At 33.4% G+C, this 19,691-nt stretch carries 21 protein-coding genes; 2 read left to right on the top strand and 19 right to left on the bottom strand.

The genetic code is table 11. The annotated features are described in order from the left end of the window. Window positions 1–27 precede the first annotated feature (27 nt). Window positions 28–585, bottom strand: a complete 558-nt coding sequence (gene pth, locus IGI52_RS16000) for an aminoacyl-tRNA hydrolase (protein WP_048721935.1) — start codon at window positions 583–585, stop codon at window positions 28–30. 359 nt (window positions 586–944) lie between these two features. Between pth and IGI52_RS15995 the strand changes: the two genes are divergently transcribed. Then, the gene (locus IGI52_RS15995) at window positions 945–1,925 is read left to right on the top strand and encodes an L-lactate dehydrogenase (RefSeq protein WP_016181565.1); all 981 of its coding nucleotides are present in this window, start codon (window positions 945–947) and stop codon (window positions 1,923–1,925) included. A 206-nt stretch (window positions 1,926–2,131) separates the two neighbouring features. Beyond that, window positions 2,132–3,538: a L,D-transpeptidase family protein gene (locus IGI52_RS15990; RefSeq protein ID WP_438781729.1), complete on the top strand. Its 1,407-nt coding sequence runs from the start codon at window positions 2,132–2,134 to the stop codon at window positions 3,536–3,538. A gap of 98 nt (window positions 3,539–3,636) precedes the next feature. On the opposite strand, the gene IGI52_RS15985 is transcribed toward IGI52_RS15990, so the two are convergent. The 18 genes from IGI52_RS15985 to rpe form a co-directional block, all read right to left on the bottom strand. Then, window positions 3,637–4,359 (bottom strand): YebC/PmpR family DNA-binding transcriptional regulator, encoded by a 723-nt coding sequence (locus tag IGI52_RS15985; RefSeq protein WP_127978364.1) that lies wholly within the window; start codon window positions 4,357–4,359, stop codon window positions 3,637–3,639. Between the two features lie 204 nt (window positions 4,360–4,563). Continuing rightward, the gene (locus tag IGI52_RS15980; protein ID WP_438781728.1) at window positions 4,564–5,853 is read right to left on the bottom strand and encodes a tyrosine-type recombinase/integrase; all 1,290 of its coding nucleotides are present in this window, start codon (window positions 5,851–5,853) and stop codon (window positions 4,564–4,566) included. An 86-nt stretch (window positions 5,854–5,939) separates the two neighbouring features. Next, on the bottom strand, window positions 5,940–6,221 hold the full coding sequence (locus IGI52_RS15975) for a helix-turn-helix domain-containing protein (protein WP_438781727.1): 282 nt from the start codon (window positions 6,219–6,221) through the stop codon (window positions 5,940–5,942). A 305-nt stretch (window positions 6,222–6,526) separates the two neighbouring features. Then, a complete protein-coding gene (locus IGI52_RS15970; RefSeq protein WP_438781726.1) occupies window positions 6,527–6,658 on the bottom strand; it encodes a hypothetical protein in 132 nt (43 codons plus the stop codon). Between the two features lie 12 nt (window positions 6,659–6,670). Continuing rightward, a complete protein-coding gene (locus IGI52_RS15965; protein ID WP_438781724.1) occupies window positions 6,671–6,838 on the bottom strand; it encodes a hypothetical protein in 168 nt (55 codons plus the stop codon). Window positions 6,839–7,878: 1,040 nt separating this feature from the next. Continuing rightward, a complete protein-coding gene (locus IGI52_RS15960; protein WP_438781723.1) occupies window positions 7,879–10,005 on the bottom strand; it encodes a MucBP domain-containing protein in 2,127 nt (708 codons plus the stop codon). A 91-nt stretch (window positions 10,006–10,096) separates the two neighbouring features. After that, entirely contained in the window at window positions 10,097–10,438 is a 342-nt protein-coding gene (locus tag IGI52_RS15955) for a hypothetical protein (protein WP_438781722.1), read from the bottom strand. A 21-nt stretch (window positions 10,439–10,459) separates the two neighbouring features. Continuing rightward, on the bottom strand, window positions 10,460–10,705 hold the full coding sequence (locus IGI52_RS15950) for a hypothetical protein (protein ID WP_438781721.1): 246 nt from the start codon (window positions 10,703–10,705) through the stop codon (window positions 10,460–10,462). 275 nt (window positions 10,706–10,980) lie between these two features. Continuing rightward, on the bottom strand, window positions 10,981–11,607 hold the full coding sequence (locus IGI52_RS15945) for a recombinase family protein (protein WP_438781720.1): 627 nt from the start codon (window positions 11,605–11,607) through the stop codon (window positions 10,981–10,983). 378 nt (window positions 11,608–11,985) lie between these two features. After that, complete coding sequence (locus IGI52_RS15940; protein WP_438781719.1) at window positions 11,986–12,561, bottom strand: hypothetical protein; 576 nt, start codon at window positions 12,559–12,561, stop codon at window positions 11,986–11,988. 42 nt (window positions 12,562–12,603) lie between these two features. Beyond that, window positions 12,604–13,089: a hypothetical protein gene (locus tag IGI52_RS15935; RefSeq protein WP_438781717.1), complete on the bottom strand. Its 486-nt coding sequence runs from the start codon at window positions 13,087–13,089 to the stop codon at window positions 12,604–12,606. Window positions 13,090–13,303: 214 nt separating this feature from the next. Further along, entirely contained in the window at window positions 13,304–13,894 is a 591-nt protein-coding gene (locus tag IGI52_RS15930) for a hypothetical protein (RefSeq protein ID WP_438781716.1), read from the bottom strand. A 597-nt stretch (window positions 13,895–14,491) separates the two neighbouring features. Next, a complete protein-coding gene (locus tag IGI52_RS15925) occupies window positions 14,492–14,995 on the bottom strand; it encodes a VanZ family protein (RefSeq protein WP_016181568.1) in 504 nt (167 codons plus the stop codon). Window positions 14,996–15,058: 63 nt separating this feature from the next. Then, complete coding sequence (locus tag IGI52_RS15920) at window positions 15,059–16,498, bottom strand: C40 family peptidase (RefSeq protein WP_438781715.1); 1,440 nt, start codon at window positions 16,496–16,498, stop codon at window positions 15,059–15,061. Window positions 16,499–16,724: 226 nt separating this feature from the next. Continuing rightward, window positions 16,725–17,255: a rod shape-determining protein MreD gene (mreD, locus tag IGI52_RS15915; protein ID WP_438781714.1), complete on the bottom strand. Its 531-nt coding sequence runs from the start codon at window positions 17,253–17,255 to the stop codon at window positions 16,725–16,727. After that, window positions 17,252–18,112 (bottom strand): rod shape-determining protein MreC, encoded by an 861-nt coding sequence (mreC, locus tag IGI52_RS15910; protein ID WP_016181571.1) that lies wholly within the window; start codon window positions 18,110–18,112, stop codon window positions 17,252–17,254. Before mreC ends, mreD begins: the two co-directional genes overlap by 4 nt. A gap of 157 nt (window positions 18,113–18,269) precedes the next feature. After that, entirely contained in the window at window positions 18,270–18,908 is a 639-nt protein-coding gene (locus tag IGI52_RS15905; RefSeq protein WP_016181572.1) for a thiamine diphosphokinase, read from the bottom strand. Beyond that, a complete protein-coding gene (gene rpe, locus IGI52_RS15900) occupies window positions 18,908–19,558 on the bottom strand; it encodes a ribulose-phosphate 3-epimerase (protein ID WP_016181573.1) in 651 nt (216 codons plus the stop codon). Before rpe ends, IGI52_RS15905 begins: the two co-directional genes overlap by 1 nt. Window positions 19,559–19,691: the final 133 nt, after the last annotated feature.

Here is a 19,691-nt window from a genome sequence, read left to right as displayed (position 1 = left end):
CTGAATAACGTTGAAAAAGAATCAGCTTTAATTAAACCGATTCATCGTTTTTAAAAAATCATTACCTATAACAAAATCATCCGCTGCATCAGCCGCACGAGCAACACTATCCGCGATTGTCATTTCATCTTCTTTTCCAAATGTGCTCAATACATGATTTACCACTGTTTTTCCATTTGGACGACCGATACCAATCTTGATTCGATTGAACTCTTGCGTCCCAATATGTGAGATGATACTTTTTAATCCGTTATGCCCACCCGCACTGCCTTTTTGTCTCAAGCGCAGTTTGCCAAGATCCATATCCAAGTCATCTGCTATGACAACTAATTCCTCTAGATAGACGCCGAAATAGGTCATTAACGGACCAACTGCTCGACCGGATTCATTCATAAAGGTCATTGGTTTTACCAACAATACTTTCTCACCATCTACGAAATAATCAGCCACTTCTGCTTCAAAAGCATTCTTTTTGAAAACTGCACCATGCTCCGTCGCCAATCGATCCACAACCATAAAGCCAACGTTGTGTTTTGTATTTTCATATTTTTTTCCTGGATTTCCCAAACCTACGATCATTTTCATATTGTTTCGCCTCGTTCTTTTAGATATGTAATTCCTTCTTGTAGCAAAGGAATGTCACTTTTCATCTGCATGACAAAATGCTGGATAGTCAAATGACTACCCAGTCCAAATTTTTCTTTATACAGTATAACACAAACTAACCTGTAGTGACCGTTTTCAGCGCTTTAAGTCTCTTATAAGTTTCTGTTATTTTTGAAAAAAGTTAATAGTACCAGCTTCTTGAGCTATTAACACATGAAGCGTTTTCTTCTGAAACAGCTAAAATAACTGTATTATTAATGAGTAAAATACGTGACAAGTTTCATTAATTAGTGTTATCATTCCTCTGGAAAAACAAATATTAGAAGGGATTGGTACACATGACTGCAACAGCAGCTAGTAAAACCCATCAAAAAGTAATGTTAATCGGAGACGGCGCAGTAGGATCAAGTTATGCCTTCGCTCTTGTCAATCAAAATATCGCTCAAGAAATCGGTATTATCGATATCGATACCAACCGTACACAAGGAGACGCTATCGACTTATCACACGCATTAGCCTTTACGTCACCTAAGAAAATTTATTCTGCTTCTTATGAAGATTGTCACGATGCTGACCTAGTTGTCATTACCGCTGGTGCACCACAAAAACCAGGCGAAACTCGTTTGGATTTAGTTGGTAAAAACCTACGCATCAACAAAAGCATTGTAGAACAAGTTGTTGCTTCTGGTTTTGACGGAATTTTCTTAGTAGCAGCAAACCCTGTAGATATCCTAACTTACTCTACTTGGAAATTCTCAGGTTTCCCTAAAGAACGCGTTATCGGATCTGGTACATCTTTAGATACAGCTCGCTTCCGTCAAGCAATTGCAGAACTAGTAGACGTTGATGCACGTAACGTCCATGCATATATCTTAGGTGAACACGGTGATTCAGAGTTCCCAGTTTGGTCACACGCTAACGTTGCTGGCTTGCAAATTTACGAATGGGTCAAAGATAACCCAGAAGTTGATGAAGAAGAATTAGTTAACTTGTTCTTCGGTGTACGTGACGCTGCTTATGAAATTATTGAGAAAAAAGGCGCAACATTCTACGGAATCGCTGTTGCTTTGGCTCGTATCACTCGTGCAATCTTAAATGACGAAAGTGCTGTATTCCCACTATCTGTTTATTTAGAAGGACAATACGGACAAAATGATATTTATATCGGTGCTCCAGCAGTTATCAATGCGAAAGGAATCCAAAATATTATCGAAATTCCATTAAGCGATGCTGAAAAAGATCGTATGGATGCTTCTGCTTCCCAACTTAAAGAAGTTATGGACAAAGCTTTCGCTGATCTTGAAGCTGAAGGAAAATAGACTTTTCACTACCGCAAAGAATCCTCATATTCTTTGCGGTTTTTTTAATATTTGCTAACGTTTCAAGACAAATCACTCGTATTTCGGCTATTCTGTGGTATATTTATACTCGGTATATCATTTAAAATTAGTAGCTATTATATAGATAAAATTGCTTTGATGATTAATGAAGACCAAATACAAAAAAGCCATGAGGAGTTATTTCGATGACAAGAAATGAAAAAAGAAATTCTCGTAGCCGAACACGGATCGGTGTAATTGTTGTTTTAGGTTTATTGGTAGTTTTGGTTGGCGGATACACTATTCGCAGTACATATTATGCTCAAAGGTTTCTCCCAAATACAGTAGTTAATGGAGTAAAAATCAATAATCTTACGGTAAGTGAAGCCAATCGAAAGATTACCCGTGAGCTATCGGACTCACCTTTCCTAATTAAGATTGACAACGAAAATTGGAAAGAAATCAATCGCAAAGATTTAGGCTGGCAAAATGATTATCTGCCCGGTTTAAAAACGTTGCAGAAAAAACAAAATCCTTTTAGCTGGGGCATGCAATTAGTCTCCGCAGCTGAGAAAAAGGATGTTGACGGCAATACCTTGGACGAAACAAAATTGAATGCCGTCGGTGAAGCAGTCCGAGCAGAACTAACTCAAACAAACACAACTCGAACAGCTACAGAAAATGCAAAGGTTACTCGGACAAATGAGGGTTTTGAGATAACCCCAGAAAAACAAGGAAATACAATCGATATTGACGCTGCCGTTGACGCTTTCAAAGAGGCAGCAAAAAACGGGAAACAGGATATTGATTTCGATAATTATCTAACTAAACCTACTATCACTAAAGATGATCCTGAGTTGAAAAAAACGATGGACAAAATGAATGCTGTAGCAAAAATCAAAGCGAACTACAACATCAATGGAGAAAATTTCCAAATCCCTACAGCAGATATCAACAGCTGGTTAATTGATGACAATGGTACAATGTCACTAGACCAAGAAAAAGTTACCGCCTATGTTACTAGTTTAGGTGAAAAATATAATACCAGTTCAAAACCAACCGAATTCAATAGTACTCGCCGCGGAAAGGTTTCTGTTCCGGCAGGTACTTACAGCTGGACTATCAACACTTCAGCAGAAGTTGAAGCTTTAACGAAACAAATCTTAGAAGGTAAAGATTTTACTCGCTCACCAATCGTTACTGGTGCAACAACAGCTGACAAACCTCTAATAGATAAAACGTATATTGAAGTAGATTTGCAAAATCAACATATGTGGTATTACAAAGATGGCAAAGTTGCTTTAGAGACAGATATTGTCAGCGGAAAACCAAGTTCTCCAACGCCTCCGGGTGTCAATTATGTTTGGTCAAAAGAGACCAACAAAACCTTAAAGGGAAAAAATGATGACGGAACAGATTATGCAAGTCCAGTAAAATACTGGATGCCGATTGATTGGACCGGGGTCGGCCTTCACGATTCAGATTGGCAGCCTGAATATGGCGGGGAACTTTGGAAAACTCGCGGCTCCCATGGTTGCGTGAACACCCCACCTGATGTAATGTCTAGACTCTTCGACATGGTGGAAGTCGGTACACCAGTATTAGTATTTTAGAAACGAAAAACCAGCGAGAATTTCGCTGGTTTTTTTATTCGGCTCAATTGTAATATTAGCTCTAATAATCAAAGCTAGATGATTCGCTGAGTTTATAATTATCCTGCTGAAGTGAACACTTCTGAAACATCGTCATCATCTTCCAACTTCTCAACTAAACGATCTAACTTTTCTTGTTGCTCTTCATTTAATGCAACTGTGGTTTGAGGGATCATCGTCAATTCTGCCTGTGCCAAAGTAAAACCATCCTCTTCTAATTGGTCTCGCACACTGGCAAAGTCTTCCGCTGCAGTATATATCTCAAAGACTTCTGACGAAACCTCTAGATCTTCTGCTCCAGCCTCTAGCACATCTTCAAGCATTGTATCCTCATCCACAGATAAGCCCTCACGCTCAATAGCAATATATCCCTTGCGATCAAACATATAGTTCACTGAACCAGTTTCTCCTAAATTCCCGCCATTTCGAGTAAAAGCTACACGTACATTCGTTGCTGTTCGATTACGATTATCGGTTAAAGCATGAACTAATATTGCGACACCACCGGGCCCATAACCTTCATACGTAATCTCATCATAATGTTCACCTTCGCCTGCTGATGTCGCTTTTTTGATCGCACGGTCAACATTGTCATTAGGCATGTTAGCAGATTTCGCCTTGTCTATCACCAAGCGAAGTGCGGGATTTGTACTTGGGTCAGGTCCTCCAGCTTTAGCAGCCATATAGATTTCCCGCGACATTTTTTGAAAGATTTTTCCTCTTTTCGCATCTTGAGCATTTTTACGCCCTTGAATATTATGCCATTTACTATGTCCTGACATTCATTTTTCATCCTCTCTTAAACCCTTATATATCAACGTTATTAATTAGTTTTACACTTGCTTCCAAAAATAATAGTCTACTTTTAGGTTCTAAAAATCAAAAGAAACCGCTATATATCAGTACTTTTCACGCTTTTAAATAGTCTACTTTTTAACACCTTTTTTAATGGTTGTCAACAACTTATATATTTAATATAACACTAATTATATAAAATATTCAGAAACTAATGCTTTAATATCCACTACAGATACCTCATTATAATATATAGTTGTTATATCTAATGTCTTGTGTCCTGAAAGCGCTTGTACTACTGTTGCCGGAATTCCTTTATTATTTAAGCATCTACTAATATAAGTACCTCGTAAATTATGAAATGTTGTCTCTTTTCCTAGTTTAATATCTTTTCTAAATTTTAACCACTCCGAAGAAAATCGAGATAAATTATAACTTTGACCATCTTGTTTAGCAAATACTAAATCATACTCTAATTCTTCATGCTTCACATCAAACTTACTATAAACATCATCTTGATATTTTTTCCAATCGATTAATATTTCTTCAAGTTCCTTATACAGAGGAATAATCCTCTTACCTTTGTTCTTTGTGTATTTATTGATTACAGTATTTTGCCTATTACCCTCAGCTTCTGTTAATACTTGGTGAATACTTATTGTTTTATTTTCAAAATCAATAGCATCCCACTCTAATCCTAAAAATTCACCATTTCTAACACCAGTTAGTAGAACAAATCTAAATCCAACCTCGTAAATTTTATCTAATTTTTCCAAATTACTTATCACATATTTCTCTTCATTCACATCTAAGACATTTCGTTTATCTTTCTTAGCTTCACGCTCTTGTTCCGCAATTGCTTTATCTCTATCAAATTCATATCCTAAACACGGATTATTTGATAAAGGAATATTGTTCATCCTTAGAGCTATTTTAAACGCTTTGTTTAACGAATAGTAATATTTCCTTGTTGTTGCTACTGTATTATCCTTATCTATCTTGTTCAGCATCTTTGTTATATCTGCTGTACTAATATCATAAAATTGTTGTTGAAATATTGTCTTATTCTTCTTTTGCAGTCGATATAAATTTGCTAAATTGTTATTGTAGCTACTATTAGTATAGTTCTTTTTGTATTCTGTCAAAAATTCTTCACTTTTGATGTATTGATTGAATTGAGTTTTTTTAGTTTCCTTTAACTTCAGTTCCTCAAGTTTATTTTCCTTAACAGTAAGATGTTTTCTATAACTATCTTCTGCTTTTTTCACAAAAGCATCGTATTTTTTTAATAGTTTTGCAGTTCCTTCAACATGTTTGAAAGAACTTTTTGAATAGATAACATCCTTTTTATTTTCATCCCTTATAATATAATTGAAAGCATATTCATATTTTCCAGTTTTGACAATACCTTGCCTCCCTGAAAATTTCCGACCATCAACTTTAAGAACTTCACCTTTTACCTTTTGACTTGTCTTCAGCATCAAACTCACCCCATCAATGAAATTATACCTCTAAAAGTAGACTTTTTGTAGGAATAATGGCACGACATTTGAATTTATATTAATATTTAGTTATCCAACCTTTTAAATCTTCTTCTAACAGTCCTTTCACTAACATTCCAATTCTTCGCAATTTCTTTTTGAGTAATTTTCTTTTGCTTCCATAATAGATATGCTCGTTTTACAGCTTCTTCTGTAATTTTTGAGGGTCTTCCGACTTGCTGTATTGAAGTATTTAACCCATCACTAATTTTTTTATTCTTAGTTAAAGTCTTATATACTTTTTTTAATTCATTCCCATCAATTCTACTGAATAAAATCTTTGGAACATAATTTTGTTTTTCTTCCATTCGTTCCTCCTTCAACCTTATGTCCTAATTCCTACTTCACAATCCTTGACACTTTTTTAATTTAAAATAGGACAAAAGGTTCATTTTTATATTTTGATGTTCTTCTAAAATATCACCTGTTGAATTAATTTGATGATGACATTTGCTTGTTCAATATCTAAATCATCAAGAAAATTTATCTAATTACCTCTAAAATTTTTATTTTTCGGTTCACAAGTATTGACACTTTTATCAAAAAATTAGGACATAAGGTTGCTCTAAAATATTCCGTTTTTGAACTAACATTATGTCCGTATTTGATTAAACTATTTGTCCTTATTTTCCTTTAAAATTATTTTTAATAAATTAGTTAGGTATATGTAAACTTCGATATCATGTTCATATTTTTCTATTATGTATTTGATATTATTCTCATCCTTGTTATTTAATTTCACCATTATGTAGCCTCCTTAAAATTTCTCGAAAGGTATGGTATAGTCCTTTTCTAAAATTTTGTCAAAAAGCATTACAGTATAGATGTTAAAATCCAATTGGCTTTTTGCATCTTCTAAGATATATCCATTTTCCTTCATCATTTGTGATAACCTTTTCATTAATTCTTTTTCTTTCTTATTCATATCATCCTCTCCTTGTTATTGTTATCAATTTAAAGCTTGCTCTTCATCCATTTGTGGAACACCCTTCTACATTTATTAAATACTTATTAAATTCACGGATTCTGAATCTATGTTATTCCGTCCACTAGTGTAGTAACTATATTATTCAACTGAAATATGTTGTATATTTTGTTTATTTCGCATAGAATTTAAATAACTAAATCTATACCATGAGGTGTGAAATGATTAAAAGAGAAGCAGGCTACGCAGTGATATTTTTTTTAACAGTTTTCTTAGCTATATTATTCTTTTCCTTCCGATTCCACAGTTGGAAATTACTAATCTTCAGTTTGATATTTTTTTCAATTTATATGTTTTGGCAAAATTACAAATTCAGAAAGAGTATTTCCTAAATCAATTTCTTTTATAGAATCCTATCGGATTCTTTTTTTTAGTCTTCGTAACGTTTTTATTTTCTGCAATTGCCCCATGTTATTGGTTTACTCAAATTCCAACATACTTCATGTATTCTATTATTAGGATATTTTCATCTATATAAAAAAATAGACTCCTAATATCAATTATCAGGAATCTACTCTGTATCTTATTCATCATATATCTATATCATGTTCTATGTATCAATCATCTAACTATCTATATATGTATAAAGTTTCCCTTCAATTATTATTTTTATTTTTTGTTATTCTTTTATCTTTCATTCTTAAATTAAGTATAGCATCATGTCAATTTTATTTCCTCTTTTTCTTATCATCTTTTCAAATTTTTTTATCTAAAAATACTCGGTATTGACATTTTAATCAATGTTCTCATAACTGAAAAAATTTTTTTGGAGATATTCAATTATTAAAATTTGATGTCAATTCATTTTTGTTTCCATGATTTGGAATTTCTTCTATCAAGTTATTAAAAAGGTAATATTTGTAATTTTCAGAGCTACCAGATTACTTGTGTGCCCTCTAAAAATATTTTTGGGATAATTACACCCAAACGTTTATAAAGCCCCAGAATCGCTCCTAGGGCTTTATATAGAAAATGGTAATTTACTTTTCAATACTTGATGTTGTTTCTTCAAGTTGTTCAATAGAACTTGCTTCTGTAGAACTTATTTCTTTTGCACTATTACTTTCCTCTTGTGTAGCTTCTGATTGTTCAATATTTTCATTTTGAGTTTTTCTTGTACCTAATCTTTTTTCCCCCGGCATAAATGAGGCGTATAGGCTATAACGACCACCTCCATCATCTTTAATATAAACTCCTACAGCACCATCAATGTTATATCCACTTAGTAAAGTTCCATTATGCTCAGGAGAGTTAATCCAAGCATTTACTATTAATTGTGCACCATTGGTTTTAATCCAATTTAAAGACATTCCATTACCTTTATAAATATTTTCATTCCAATTTAGTTTATCGTATCCAGCCTCTTCTGCCGCTGTTGAACTATCACTACCATTTGGGCGTTTATGGTCCCATCTGATTGGTAATTCTCTTGAACGTACTGTTGCTGCTTTTTGTAAAGCACTATTAAAGGTTAATTTTGCTTTACCATTCGAACTCCGATGATTATTGATATTTACTAATGCTTGATTGTTTAATTGATTTTCAATTGCTAATAAATCTTCTACTACATCTTTTTTATAAGTAAATGTTATTGTTGCATTTCCATTTACTGTGATTGTTTGTGAATTTTGTCCTTGTAAGGTATATCCATTAAATACTTTTGCTTTTGCTGTAAACGTTTTACCTTTTTCTATTTGAACAGTATTTTCTGTTTGTAATGTTGTTCCATTAGTATCTTTATGAACTACTGTCACATTAAATTTCTGAATAGTTATTGGATTTTCTTTTAATCCATTTACAGCTATTTGCAAAGCATTCTTTGCATTATCTACTTGTGTTTGTGTTGCATTAGTATTATCTAAAATATTTTTTGCAATGTTTAAAGAGTTTTGGAAAGTTTTCCAACTCGTATCTGTATAATTCCCTTTTACTTTTCCTTTTACTGAATTATACAAATTTTGTAATTCTGTTTTATTCACTGTAGGTACATTTTTTAAGTAATTAAATGTAATTAACGTATCTTGGTTTACTGTTATTGTTTGTGTTTTGCTTCCTTCTACAACATATCCATCAAAAGTTCTTGCAGTTGCAATATATTGCTTCCCTTTTTCTACTGTTGCTGTATCAATTGTCGCGGTTAATAACTTGCCATTCTTCTCTTTATATTGCACAGAAACTTTAAATTTAGTTGGTGCTACAGTATTTTTTGTGTAATTGAATACAATATTTGTATTTCCATTTACAGTAATTGTTTTACTGTTATTTCCTTTTAAAGTGTATCCACTAAAACTTTCTGCCTTAGCAGTATAACTTTTTCCTTTTTCTATTACTGTTGAATATGATTTTAATGTTTTTCCATCACTTCCTAAATGAATTGTTTTAATAGTAAATTTTTGTGCTGATGGTGGTTTTACTGCGTTTTTGATGTAATTAAAAGTAATTGTTTTATTTCCATCTGCCTTTACTTTTTGGGAGCTACTACCTTTAATAGAATAACCATTAAAACTTTTTCCTTTTGCAGTGTAATTAGTATCACGTTTTACTTTTACTACAGATTTATTTAATACTTTTCCATCATTTCCTTTGTGGATTATTGTAATATTCATTTGTTGATTTGGATTCATCCCATACCAACCAATATTCTCATTCTTCCAACCGACCTTTAACAAATGTTTTCGTTCATTCATATCCTTCGTGTAATGATGGGCACCTGCTCCTGCATTTGGGTTATATAAACGATACAATGCTTGTCCTTTGTAAGTATCACTCTTCCAACCTACTCCTTCATATCGCCAACCTAATTTTACTAAAAAGTTTTTTTCATTTAATCCCATTGTATAATGATGTTCTCCAGAATTTGGATTGTATACACGATAAACATTATTCCCAACATCTGGTGCTGTCCATGCCACACCTTCGTATTTCCACCGATGTTTATTAACTAATACATTTTTTTCATTTGTATCTGCAGTATAAAAATGTTCACCACTATTTGGGTTATATAATCGATGCATACTCCTTGCAGCATCTGCCTCATCTCCGAATGCTACACTAATACTTAAACCTAGAAATAGTGATAAACCCATTAGTATTTTAGTTTTCTTCACTGTTTGACACTCCTTTTTTAGTTAATCAAAATAATCTATGCGGCTGTAGGTAAAAGATGATCATCTTTTACCTAATGTTCTGTAGTACTTTTTATCCTCTCAATTCAATATGTTCTTTTATTCGCATAAACATTGGTATTCCGACATAAACCACACCAACCGGCAGACAAAAAACATTTAAAATCATTAACACACCAGTAGCAATATATAGAACATTTACACTATTAGTCCCATCAATTATTTCCCAGCCTCTTCGAAGAACAAAAAAGTTTAATAGGAAAATTAGAACACCCGTAAATAGGTTCATCTTGAAAAAAAATGAGGAATCTTGTGAAAAAAATGAACTAATCCATAAAATTACCATTATCGCCTGGCAAGCAAATGTTCCATACCACGCCAACTGCAATATTAATCTACTAAAACCGTATTTCACTTTTTAACAACCTCCTAAAAATTACTCAAATTTTGATTTTTGAATACCATTTGCACTTTTAATATAGTAGATATCTTTACTTTGCTTCTTCCCATCAGATTTCCACTCTAAAGTCTTTCCAAAGAACCCATCAATTCCAATAATTTCACTACTTAGATTATGTTCTTCCCTACTGCCATCTTTTAATAAGAAAACCAATTTCCCCTCCTCTAAAGCTAACCTACTTGCATTTACCTCTTCTGCAAAACCTTTAATATTAAATGCCATTACACTCTTCCTTCCTAACCTCATTTAATAATTCTTTACTTGTTATCTTTTGTGAAACACTACTTATCTCTATTTATCAGTTGATTTATAGAAATAGTAAAAAGAGCATAAAAAAGAAGCTCATGAAAATTGGAAACCCAACCTTCACAAGCTTTATGTACTGCCTATATTTTTTTATCTAACTACTCTATAAATCAACTAAAAAACAGACATTTGGTTCACATTCAGATTACAAGTATTATTTTACCATGATACTAATTATCATAAAACCCTATTTACCTTCTTCTTTGGATGTTTGCTTCTTTTAGGTATTTGTATGCCGTTGACGTTTTAATGCCGCATCTCCTTGAAATTTCTTCCACAGTAAGGTTATTCAATTGGTATAGTCTTATTAACTTATTAAATTGAGATTTTGTAATACTTGGTCTTCCTAATACTTTTCCTTTCTCCCTTGCCTTGTCTAGTCCAATTTTTACACGTTCCCGAGTATTGTTTACTTCGTATTCATTGAAGCTACTTAGTATTTGAAAGAACATTTTCCCACCGATAGTTGAAGTATCTATATGGTCTACCAAGCTGATATAATTTACACCCAATTCCATTAAATCCTCAACGGTATTCACAAGGGTTCTAAACTTTCTTGATAACCTATCATTTTTAAAAACAATAAGGTAAACCTCATTATTTTCATCTTTTGCCAATTCTTTGATATGCTTAAGCATCTTCCTAAATTCTACTCGATTATCATTTCTTCCACTTCCATGCTCCGAATAGATGTAACCACAATTTTGTTGCTCCATCATTTGAATCTGATTTTCTAAAGACATCTCTTGTCTATCATCCGTCGACACTCTGCAATATCCTATCTTAATAATTTTCTTTTCTAATTTCTTCTTACTCATATTGAAACCTCCTAATGTTGATATCATGTATTCTATGTTTCAATCATTAGTATGTTTCAATATGTCCTATGATGGTATATATACTTTTGGGCTTAATTTTATTTTTTTCTTAAAGTAAGCATAACATCTTAATCGTAATGATGTTGCTCTTTATTATCATCTATCAAAATTTGGTAGTTATTTAATTCGAGTTAGTATTTCCAACAACTAATCGACTCGGAAAAAGGGAGTTGATGGAGACAACTTTTATTGGTAATAATTTAAAGTAATAAAGTCAATTGGATTTCCAGTAATGCTCTTTGTAAAATTTCTATAAAATAATTTCGAATGATAAAAATACAGAGGTTTTTATGAATTAGGTTATTTCGCATAACTCATTCAAGCCTCTGCACTATTATCATCTAAATATTGTTTAAATTGCTTCTGGGATATTTTATACTTACCAACAAATTCCGCAGTAATTTTAAAATTTGGGTCTTTTTCTATTTCACTTAGATATTCTTCACGAGCCTTTTCAAATTTACTTCTCCCTTTATATCTTTCATCATAAATTTTCTTGTAATTAAAGAAAGTTCTTCTTGAAATATTGTTGTTCATTTTCAAGAATTCATTGATAATCATTTTTGAATTTCTGTTTTTCAAAGTATAATAATTTTCCATAACCTTAATTAAATACTTATCAGTCTCTTCACTTTTCTCTTTTTGAAATTCATATATATCTGTAGTATTCCTTCGAGCATTTCTCAATCTTGTTGAATTCGATATCTTCTTTTTGCTTTTTCCATTAGTAATAAAAGGGTTTACATTTCTGTAATAAGTTAGATATTGAAACCCTCTTTCTTGTACATCCTTTTTCAAAATCCTACACTGTTTTTCTATTAAATCTGCCTTTAAGTATTTTTTCACAGATACTCGCTTGTTTGATAAAAAGTATTGGTATTCTTCCTTTGCCATTATATATCCACGTATATCAGCAATCCCAGCATACATAGTTTCCTAACCAAGATATTCATCCCCTTCAAAAGGTTCAAAATATTTTTCTTCGTTCAATCTTTCTTCAAGTAATTTTCTGAATTTTAGAACATCATCAAGAGAATAATCAAAATAGATGAAATTGAATAACAGATAATAATAAGAACGATATTTCAGAACATTATAGTAATTATCAATTTTGCTAGCACTCTTGAATTTCCAACTAACGACAAATTCTTTTCTTGTCTTTTTTACTATATTACCGTACCTATCTTTTGTTAGATACTTGATAGTCTTTACTAATTTATTCCCATTTTTGTCTTTAACATAAAAAGAAATCGTATTCTCCAGCAATTCGTTTTTTTCAAGTGTATATAATTCACAGATATCATGTAAAAACCTGCAGAATTTTAATCTGTAAGTTTTTCCAATTCTTTCATTATCTAAATTTTTCACCAATCCATCAAAATCAAAATACTCATCGTTTATCAATTTTGCAACCAAATCCATTCAACCCCTTGCACCAATGGTAACAGTATATCATATTTGAATAAGAGGATAAATTTTGAGATAAACTACTTTTTGTTAACTCTAAGGTACTTGTCGAACCTTATAAGCCACTTTAAAATTTTAAATACACATTTTACCCTTAAAATTTTATATCCTCTTATACAGCCTACCAGTACACTCAAATAAAAAAGAAGCCTATTAGGCTCCTCCTTGTCTACTTTTTGGCGCTATTAGTATCTTTCCCTTTACTCTTCTTAAATGCTTTTTCCTTTACTTCAATTTTTGAAATTTCTTTTTTACTTGTTCCAATTATTTTCTTTGGTTTAACATTTTCTTTCTCTTGCTTTTTATTTTCAAGTATCTTATCTATTTCAACATCACTCGAAACCTTCTCAAGCTTTTTAACATACTGTTTTAGTTGCTCAAGTAAACTATTGTACCCTTCAATCACTTCAATTTTTTCTTTTGAATAATTATCTGTCTTCACTTGTATATTAGTTGTATCCTTTACAAACTTTTCAGTCAATTTCATAAGATAATCAATTTCATTTGAAGAAGATACAAATACTAATTCATTACTCGAATTTTTGAGTATCTTTAATCCTTGAATTTTTCCCTTTCTAATTCTTGTGCTTAAACCTACCAAGCAACCAATACGTTTTTCTTTTTTGTCATTATATAGTTCCTCTTTAAAATCTGTTTGCTCTAGCTTATCCCAGACCTCTGAAAAAGTTAGTCCTGCCTTGTTTTCTTCCTCGTTCAGTAATCTGATAAGTTCTTCTTTAATCTTCGATGTAGTTGACATTTAAATTACCCTCCAATATTTTGTAATCGTTTTCTTTTAACGATTGAAGGATAACTCTGTTCTAATACTTCATCAAGTCTTTTCTGAAAATTTCAAGAATAAGTACCAACTATGTTACTATTACCACTTTTTTTGCAAAAAATCAAATTTTAAATAACGACTATATCATACTTGACATCCTACAAATTTATTAATAACACCAATTTGACCAAATAACAAATAACAAAAAATGAAAGTCTACTTTTTAGTCTACCAAATTAGAAAAAATTGGGTAATAAATTCTACCCACTTAAATAACACTACTTCGTTATTTAAGAATAGAATCAACACCTTTCTGTATACCATCAAATTAGTATCATACTAAATTTTAGTCTACAAAAAAGTCTACTTCGGGGTTATATTTTGAGCAGTTTGTAGACTTTTTATTTTTTAAGTAGACTAAAAAAAAGCATACAAATCGCTATGTATCAATTATTTTATACGTTGTCAAGTACCTACGCAGGACATTTACTATGTCCTGACATGGTACATTCCTCCCATATTTTTGGTCTCTATTATTGTCTACCTGAAACTACTTTCCGTCAAGAATAAACACTATTAGCGCTTTTTACGAATCGTCTGATAAACAATAATAATTAGACAAGCAGTCAGTGCCCCAAAAGAATCTAACATAACATCCTGAAATAATGGTGTTCGTCCACCATTCAGCATTTGATGAAATTCATCTGTTGCGGCATAACCAGTTGCAGCCATCCATGCGAAATACAGACCTAAGACTGATGATTTTTGCTTTAATTTCGGGGATAATCCTAAATATAAGCTGCCACCTAAAATAAAATAAGTCATAAAGTGTGCACCTTTACGAATAAAAAATTCAACAAACTTAACATAACCCTTTGCTGAAATACTTACCTCACTACCTGCATAGTCAAAAGAAATCTTGCTAAAAAAGCCTTTTAGCGGTTCGTTCACTAATACTCTTTGAATTAGTCCAACTTGACTTTGCTGTTGATAGGTCATTGAAGAACTAATAAATAGAACCAGCATCATCAAAACAGCAATACCTAAATAAAAATTTCCATTTTTCAATTGTTTTTGCATTGCATTTCCTCCATTAAAAAAACCGGTACGAAATTCGTACCGGTCACGATTAATTAAATTAGCTTACATACGAACCGCAAAGCTTGGCGCATAGTAACTTACAGAACTTACTGTAACTGTTTCACCTGGTTGTGGTGCGTGGATGTATTGTCCACCGCCCATTGCAATGGCAACATGATACGTTCCACCAGGGCTACCCCAGAAGTATAAATCTCCCGCTTGTGCTTCGCCAACTGAGATACGAGTTCCAGCTGATTCTTGAGGTACTGTCCAGCCACCGATTTCGCGTCCAGTAGCTTGACGGAACACGTATGAAGTAAAGCCAGAGCAGTCGAATCCTGCAGGTGTTTTTCCACCCCACACATATGGCGTACCAATATATTTCATAGCTTCCGCAACTACGCCTGAGCCATTTCCAGATGGTGCTGGAGTTGGTGTAGGCGTCGGTGCAGGTGTTGATGGCGTTTGGTTATTTGTTGTTGATGAAGTCGAGCCTTGATTATTTGAATTTGTATTTCCTGTATCAGACTCAGAAGGCGTTGTTGGTGTTGCTCCGCCGCCTTGGAAATTATCTTCATTTGAAGATTCTGTCGCTGAAGAATCCACTGTGCTTGATTGAGTTTGCTCAGTTGAAGAAGATTCTACAGTAGAACTAGAACTTTCAGTTGTAGTCGTGCTAGCCGCAGCTTCTTCTTGCGCTTTACGATCAGCTTCCGCTTTAGCATCTGCATCTGCTTTTTCTTGTGCTTCAGCTTCTGCTTTCTTAGCAGCTTCTTGTGCTTCCGCAGCTTTACGAGCTTCTTCTTGAACACGTTGTTGTTCTTTGATAGCCGCTTCTTGTTTTTCTTTCAAACTTGCTTTGTCGCTCTCAGCTGTTGCTTGTTCAGCAGCTAATGTTGTTGTTTGAACATTTAAATCAGCTTGCTTAGCGATCAAATCACCTTTTTGACTTTCTAAAGTCGCTTGGTTAGCAGCAATTTGCTCTTGTTGCTTTTTATTTTCAGCTTGTTTTTGTTCAACTTCTGCTTTGTCCGCTTTTTGTTGTTCAACTAAATCGTTATTTGCTTTAACGATCGTTGTCATTGCTTGAACACGGCTAACAGCATCAGTGAATGATTCAGCATTCAATACTACATCAATAACATTTGTACCTGAAGATTGTTTAACTTGTGTATCACGCGCTTGCTCTTTGATTGCCTCGGAGCGTTTTTCAATACGTTTATCTAACGTTTCGATTTGCTTTTGTAATTCTTGAGATTTTTGTCTTAGAGATTCTTGTTCGTTTAATAGGCCTTGAGCCTTATCGTTAATTGAAGCAACTTCACCTTCTAATGCACTAATTTGTGACTGCGCATCGGTTTGTTGGTTTTGTAAACTTGAAATTTTCGCATCCTGATCTGCAATTTTACTATCAAATTCATCGGCAGAAGCTGCGGCTGGAGCTGCTAATGCGCTTAATGTTACTGAACATACCATTAATGCTGATAACAAACTTTTTTTCACTCTTATGTCCTCCGACTATTTTTTAAGTTTAATTTTAAAGTTTTGATTTTTATTAGACTTTTTTCTAACACATTCATGAGTTTACCACAGCTGTATGTCATGCAGATAATAGCTTTGTTACAAAAACATTTCAATTCACTATTTTTTAGTTACAAATTTTGTCTACAAAAAAACAGAAGAAAATTCCTTCTGTTTTTTTTGTTTATTAAAATAATCGGATTATCCCTTATATACCAAGCTCTTCTTCGGGTGGCCCAATCAACATTTTTTCTAATGGAAAGATTAAAATTACAAATGTTAGAATATTAAAAAGCAACGTTGGGCCTAAATATCGCGGAACAAAAAAATCGCTGCTGACCCCTGTTAGTCCGAAAACAGATTGCAATAATAAACTGATTAATTCAAAGAGCGTTACACTGATTACAACAGTAAAAAAGAGCGTTAAAATATTTTGCTGAATGGTTTTTTTGAAAAAATAAAATACCATGACTAGTAATGGGAAAATCACAGCATAGATTCCAATAACGCCAATATAATACAGATCATACAATGTCCCCAAGACTAAAGAAGTTCCTAATAAAAAACGCTCGTTAACAACACGCGAGACAATCAAAAGGACCAACAGCGCTAAATGTGCGTTTGCAACATAGATATTGTCTGTCCAAGCTGCGATAATTCGTGTGACATGGGCATCTATTAAAAATAAGAAAAATAATAAGAACGGGGTAATATATTTTAGAGTTGTTCTGCTAATCATTCTGTCGCTCCCGCCATTCTTTGAATAATCGTTACGACTGAAATATCATACATTTGTGCATAGGGTTTGATGTAAACTTCACGATTTAACCCATAGCTGTCTGGCTTCACTTTAACGACCGTACCGATGGCTAAATCAGCTGGTGAGTTCCCACCTAACCCAGAAGTCTGAACGACGTCTCCTTCTTTAATATCTTGATCACCTGTAATTTCTGACGCAATTAATTGTTGCGCCTTTACATCATACTTACTTAAAACACCAAATGAATTCCCTTTATCTGAACTTATTCTTACCGGAAAATGATTACTGCTTTTATTATCAGAGGTTAATAGTTGAATTTTGGAGGAATGAGCATTCACTTCCATTACTCGACCAATTAAACCTTTTTTGGACATAACCGCCATATTCCCTTCAACTCCGTCACTGCTGCCTTTATCAACAATCAGCATATCTTGCCAAGTATCAGGAGAACGGGTGATAACATTAGCTGTAACTTTTTCATAACTGGTCAACGTTTGATTCAACTCAAGTTCATTTTTTAAACGTTCGATTTCTTGAGCTTGGTTCTTTGTCTGCTGTTTCACCTCATCGTATTGATCAATTTCATTCTTTAGTTTTTGATTTTCGTCATACGTATTAATTAAATTGGAAACAGCTGCTACACCGCTGCCAAGCCAACGTCCTGGTGCAGTAATAACTTTATCAACCACGCTGATAGTATCATTAATGGTCGATTGAACAACATTTGTATCACTATCCTTCGCACGATTTGCTGCAGTAATCGATACAGTTGCTACAATAATAATAACAACAATTAGTATGATAATAATATTCTTATTCGGATTAAACTTTCTCACGTAGGCACCTCTGAACGCTATAATATAGAACAAATTTTAACACTAAATGAAGGGATTAAAAAGCTTGGGCGATTGATTTTAGAGAATTTTAGTATCTCTACATAAACAAAAAAGAAGCAGTGAACTCGTTCCCAAAAAACGATTCAATACTCCTCGATTAAATATCTTTACTTTGTATCACAGCAATCAGACCAGTTGAAAAACTTACCTCAGCATTTCCTGTTAAAAACTCATTGCTAGCTAAGCTAGTTGGCTGTAGAAAATCAACGACGTCAAGTTCATATTTTACATTCTTTAAAGTCAATTTACTTACAGGAGTCAAGCAACAGAAAGCTAGATATTTCATAGACGGAATTTTCTCAATAACATGGTTTCCTGAAGAAATGTAATTTACCGTATTTCCTTTATCTGCTATGGTGATCTGAGACAAAAAAGGTTCAAACCGTGGTTCTAATCCTAACCACAAATTCGCTAATAAGTGATCCAAACGTCCGCCTGTCGCACCAATTAAAGTTACATCCGCTTTAGGATATCGTTCAAAGGTACGAACTAACGCCAATTGTGTATCTGTATCATCCTTTTCAGCAGGTGAGGTTTGCACTTCAGCAACTTGGCTAAACACTTCCTTTTTTTCAGCATCATTTAACGAATCGAAATCGCCAATCGCTAAATCAGGAATAATTCCTCGACGCAAAAGGTATAGATTCCCTCGATCAATTCCGATGATTTTATCAAAATCATTTGAAATAGCAGGCCAGTGATTAGGATCACCGCCTGCCACAAGTAAAGTTTTCATTATTCGATAGCCGTCCGCAGTGCATTGATTTTTTCTTCTGGATTTTCCGCGTCATAGATGTATGAACCTGCCACAAAAACATCTGCTCCAGCTTCTGCACATTTTCTTGCTGATTCTGGCTGAATTCCACCATCAACCTCTATTTCATAACGGTAACCATGCTCTTTGCGCAGCCGGTCTAATTCTGCAATTTTTTCAACTTGACTCTCAATGAATGATTGTCCACCAAAACCAGGATTGACCGTCATCACTAGAATTTGATCTACATCATTTAAAATGTACTTGATTGATTCTACCGGTGTTCCTGGATTCAATACAACACCTGGTTTTACACCTGCAGCCTTGATCATTTGAACCACGCGATGAATATGCGGTGTAGCTTCTACATGAGCCATAATAATATCCGCTCCGGCTTTTGCAAAATCATTGATATAATTTTCTGGATTAGCGATCATCAAATGGACGTCTAACGGTAATTTGGTAACTGGACGCAATGCGTTCACCACAACTTGACCAAAAGAAATATTTGGGACAAAGTTTCCATCCATCACATCGATGTGGATGTAGTCAACACCTGCATCTTCTACCATTTTCACTTCTTCACCTAAGCGTGCAAAATCCGCACTTAAAATCGATGGGGCAATTTTCATAGTCGTTTACTCCTTTTTCTTTTTTAATGTATTTATTTTCCCTTTCAGAAAAAATAAGTCTGATTTTCAAGCCGTATATCATCCAACTAGCGCCCTACAACATTGAAACGTACTAATATTTTTAAGGTCCCCT

It is taken from the genome of Enterococcus sp. DIV0187 (assembly GCF_051713785.1).
Taxonomy (GTDB): domain Bacteria; phylum Bacillota; class Bacilli; order Lactobacillales; family Enterococcaceae; genus Enterococcus_A; species Enterococcus_A avium.
The sequence above is the reverse complement of the archived record's forward strand: the minus strand, read 5'-3'. Positions and strand labels throughout refer to the sequence as shown.

Excerpts from the sequence above, each read along its gene's own strand:
- IGI52_RS15980 (WP_438781728.1), bottom strand. The coding sequence starts at position 5,853 with ATGCTGAAGACAAGTCAAAAGGTAAAAGGTGAAGTTCTTAAAGTTGAT.
- IGI52_RS15995 (WP_016181565.1), top strand. The coding sequence starts at position 945 with ATGACTGCAACAGCAGCTAGTAAAACCCATCAAAAAGTAATGTTAATC.
- IGI52_RS15950 (WP_438781721.1), bottom strand. The coding sequence starts at position 10,705 with ATGGCATTTAATATTAAAGGTTTTGCAGAAGAGGTAAATGCAAGTAGG.
- IGI52_RS15940 (WP_438781719.1), bottom strand. The coding sequence starts at position 12,561 with ATGGCAAAGGAAGAATACCAATACTTTTTATCAAACAAGCGAGTATCT.
- rpe (WP_016181573.1), bottom strand. The coding sequence starts at position 19,558 with ATGAAAATTGCCCCATCGATTTTAAGTGCGGATTTTGCACGCTTAGGT.
- IGI52_RS15905 (WP_016181572.1), bottom strand. The coding sequence starts at position 18,908 with ATGAAAACTTTACTTGTGGCAGGCGGTGATCCTAATCACTGGCCTGCT.
- IGI52_RS15945 (WP_438781720.1), bottom strand. The coding sequence starts at position 11,607 with ATGAGTAAGAAGAAATTAGAAAAGAAAATTATTAAGATAGGATATTGC.
- IGI52_RS15930 (WP_438781716.1), bottom strand. The coding sequence starts at position 13,894 with ATGTCAACTACATCGAAGATTAAAGAAGAACTTATCAGATTACTGAAC.
- IGI52_RS15990 (WP_438781729.1), top strand. The coding sequence starts at position 2,132 with ATGACAAGAAATGAAAAAAGAAATTCTCGTAGCCGAACACGGATCGGT.
- mreD (WP_438781714.1), bottom strand. The coding sequence starts at position 17,255 with ATGATTAGCAGAACAACTCTAAAATATATTACCCCGTTCTTATTATTT.
- IGI52_RS15985 (WP_127978364.1), bottom strand. The coding sequence starts at position 4,359 with ATGTCAGGACATAGTAAATGGCATAATATTCAAGGGCGTAAAAATGCT.
- pth (WP_048721935.1), bottom strand. The coding sequence starts at position 585 with ATGAAAATGATCGTAGGTTTGGGAAATCCAGGAAAAAAATATGAAAAT.
- IGI52_RS15970 (WP_438781726.1), bottom strand. The coding sequence starts at position 6,658 with ATGGTGAAATTAAATAACAAGGATGAGAATAATATCAAATACATAATA.
- IGI52_RS15925 (WP_016181568.1), bottom strand. The coding sequence starts at position 14,995 with ATGCAAAAACAATTGAAAAATGGAAATTTTTATTTAGGTATTGCTGTT.
- IGI52_RS15975 (WP_438781727.1), bottom strand. The coding sequence starts at position 6,221 with ATGGAAGAAAAACAAAATTATGTTCCAAAGATTTTATTCAGTAGAATT.
- IGI52_RS15965 (WP_438781724.1), bottom strand. The coding sequence starts at position 6,838 with ATGAATAAGAAAGAAAAAGAATTAATGAAAAGGTTATCACAAATGATG.
- IGI52_RS15935 (WP_438781717.1), bottom strand. The coding sequence starts at position 13,089 with ATGGATTTGGTTGCAAAATTGATAAACGATGAGTATTTTGATTTTGAT.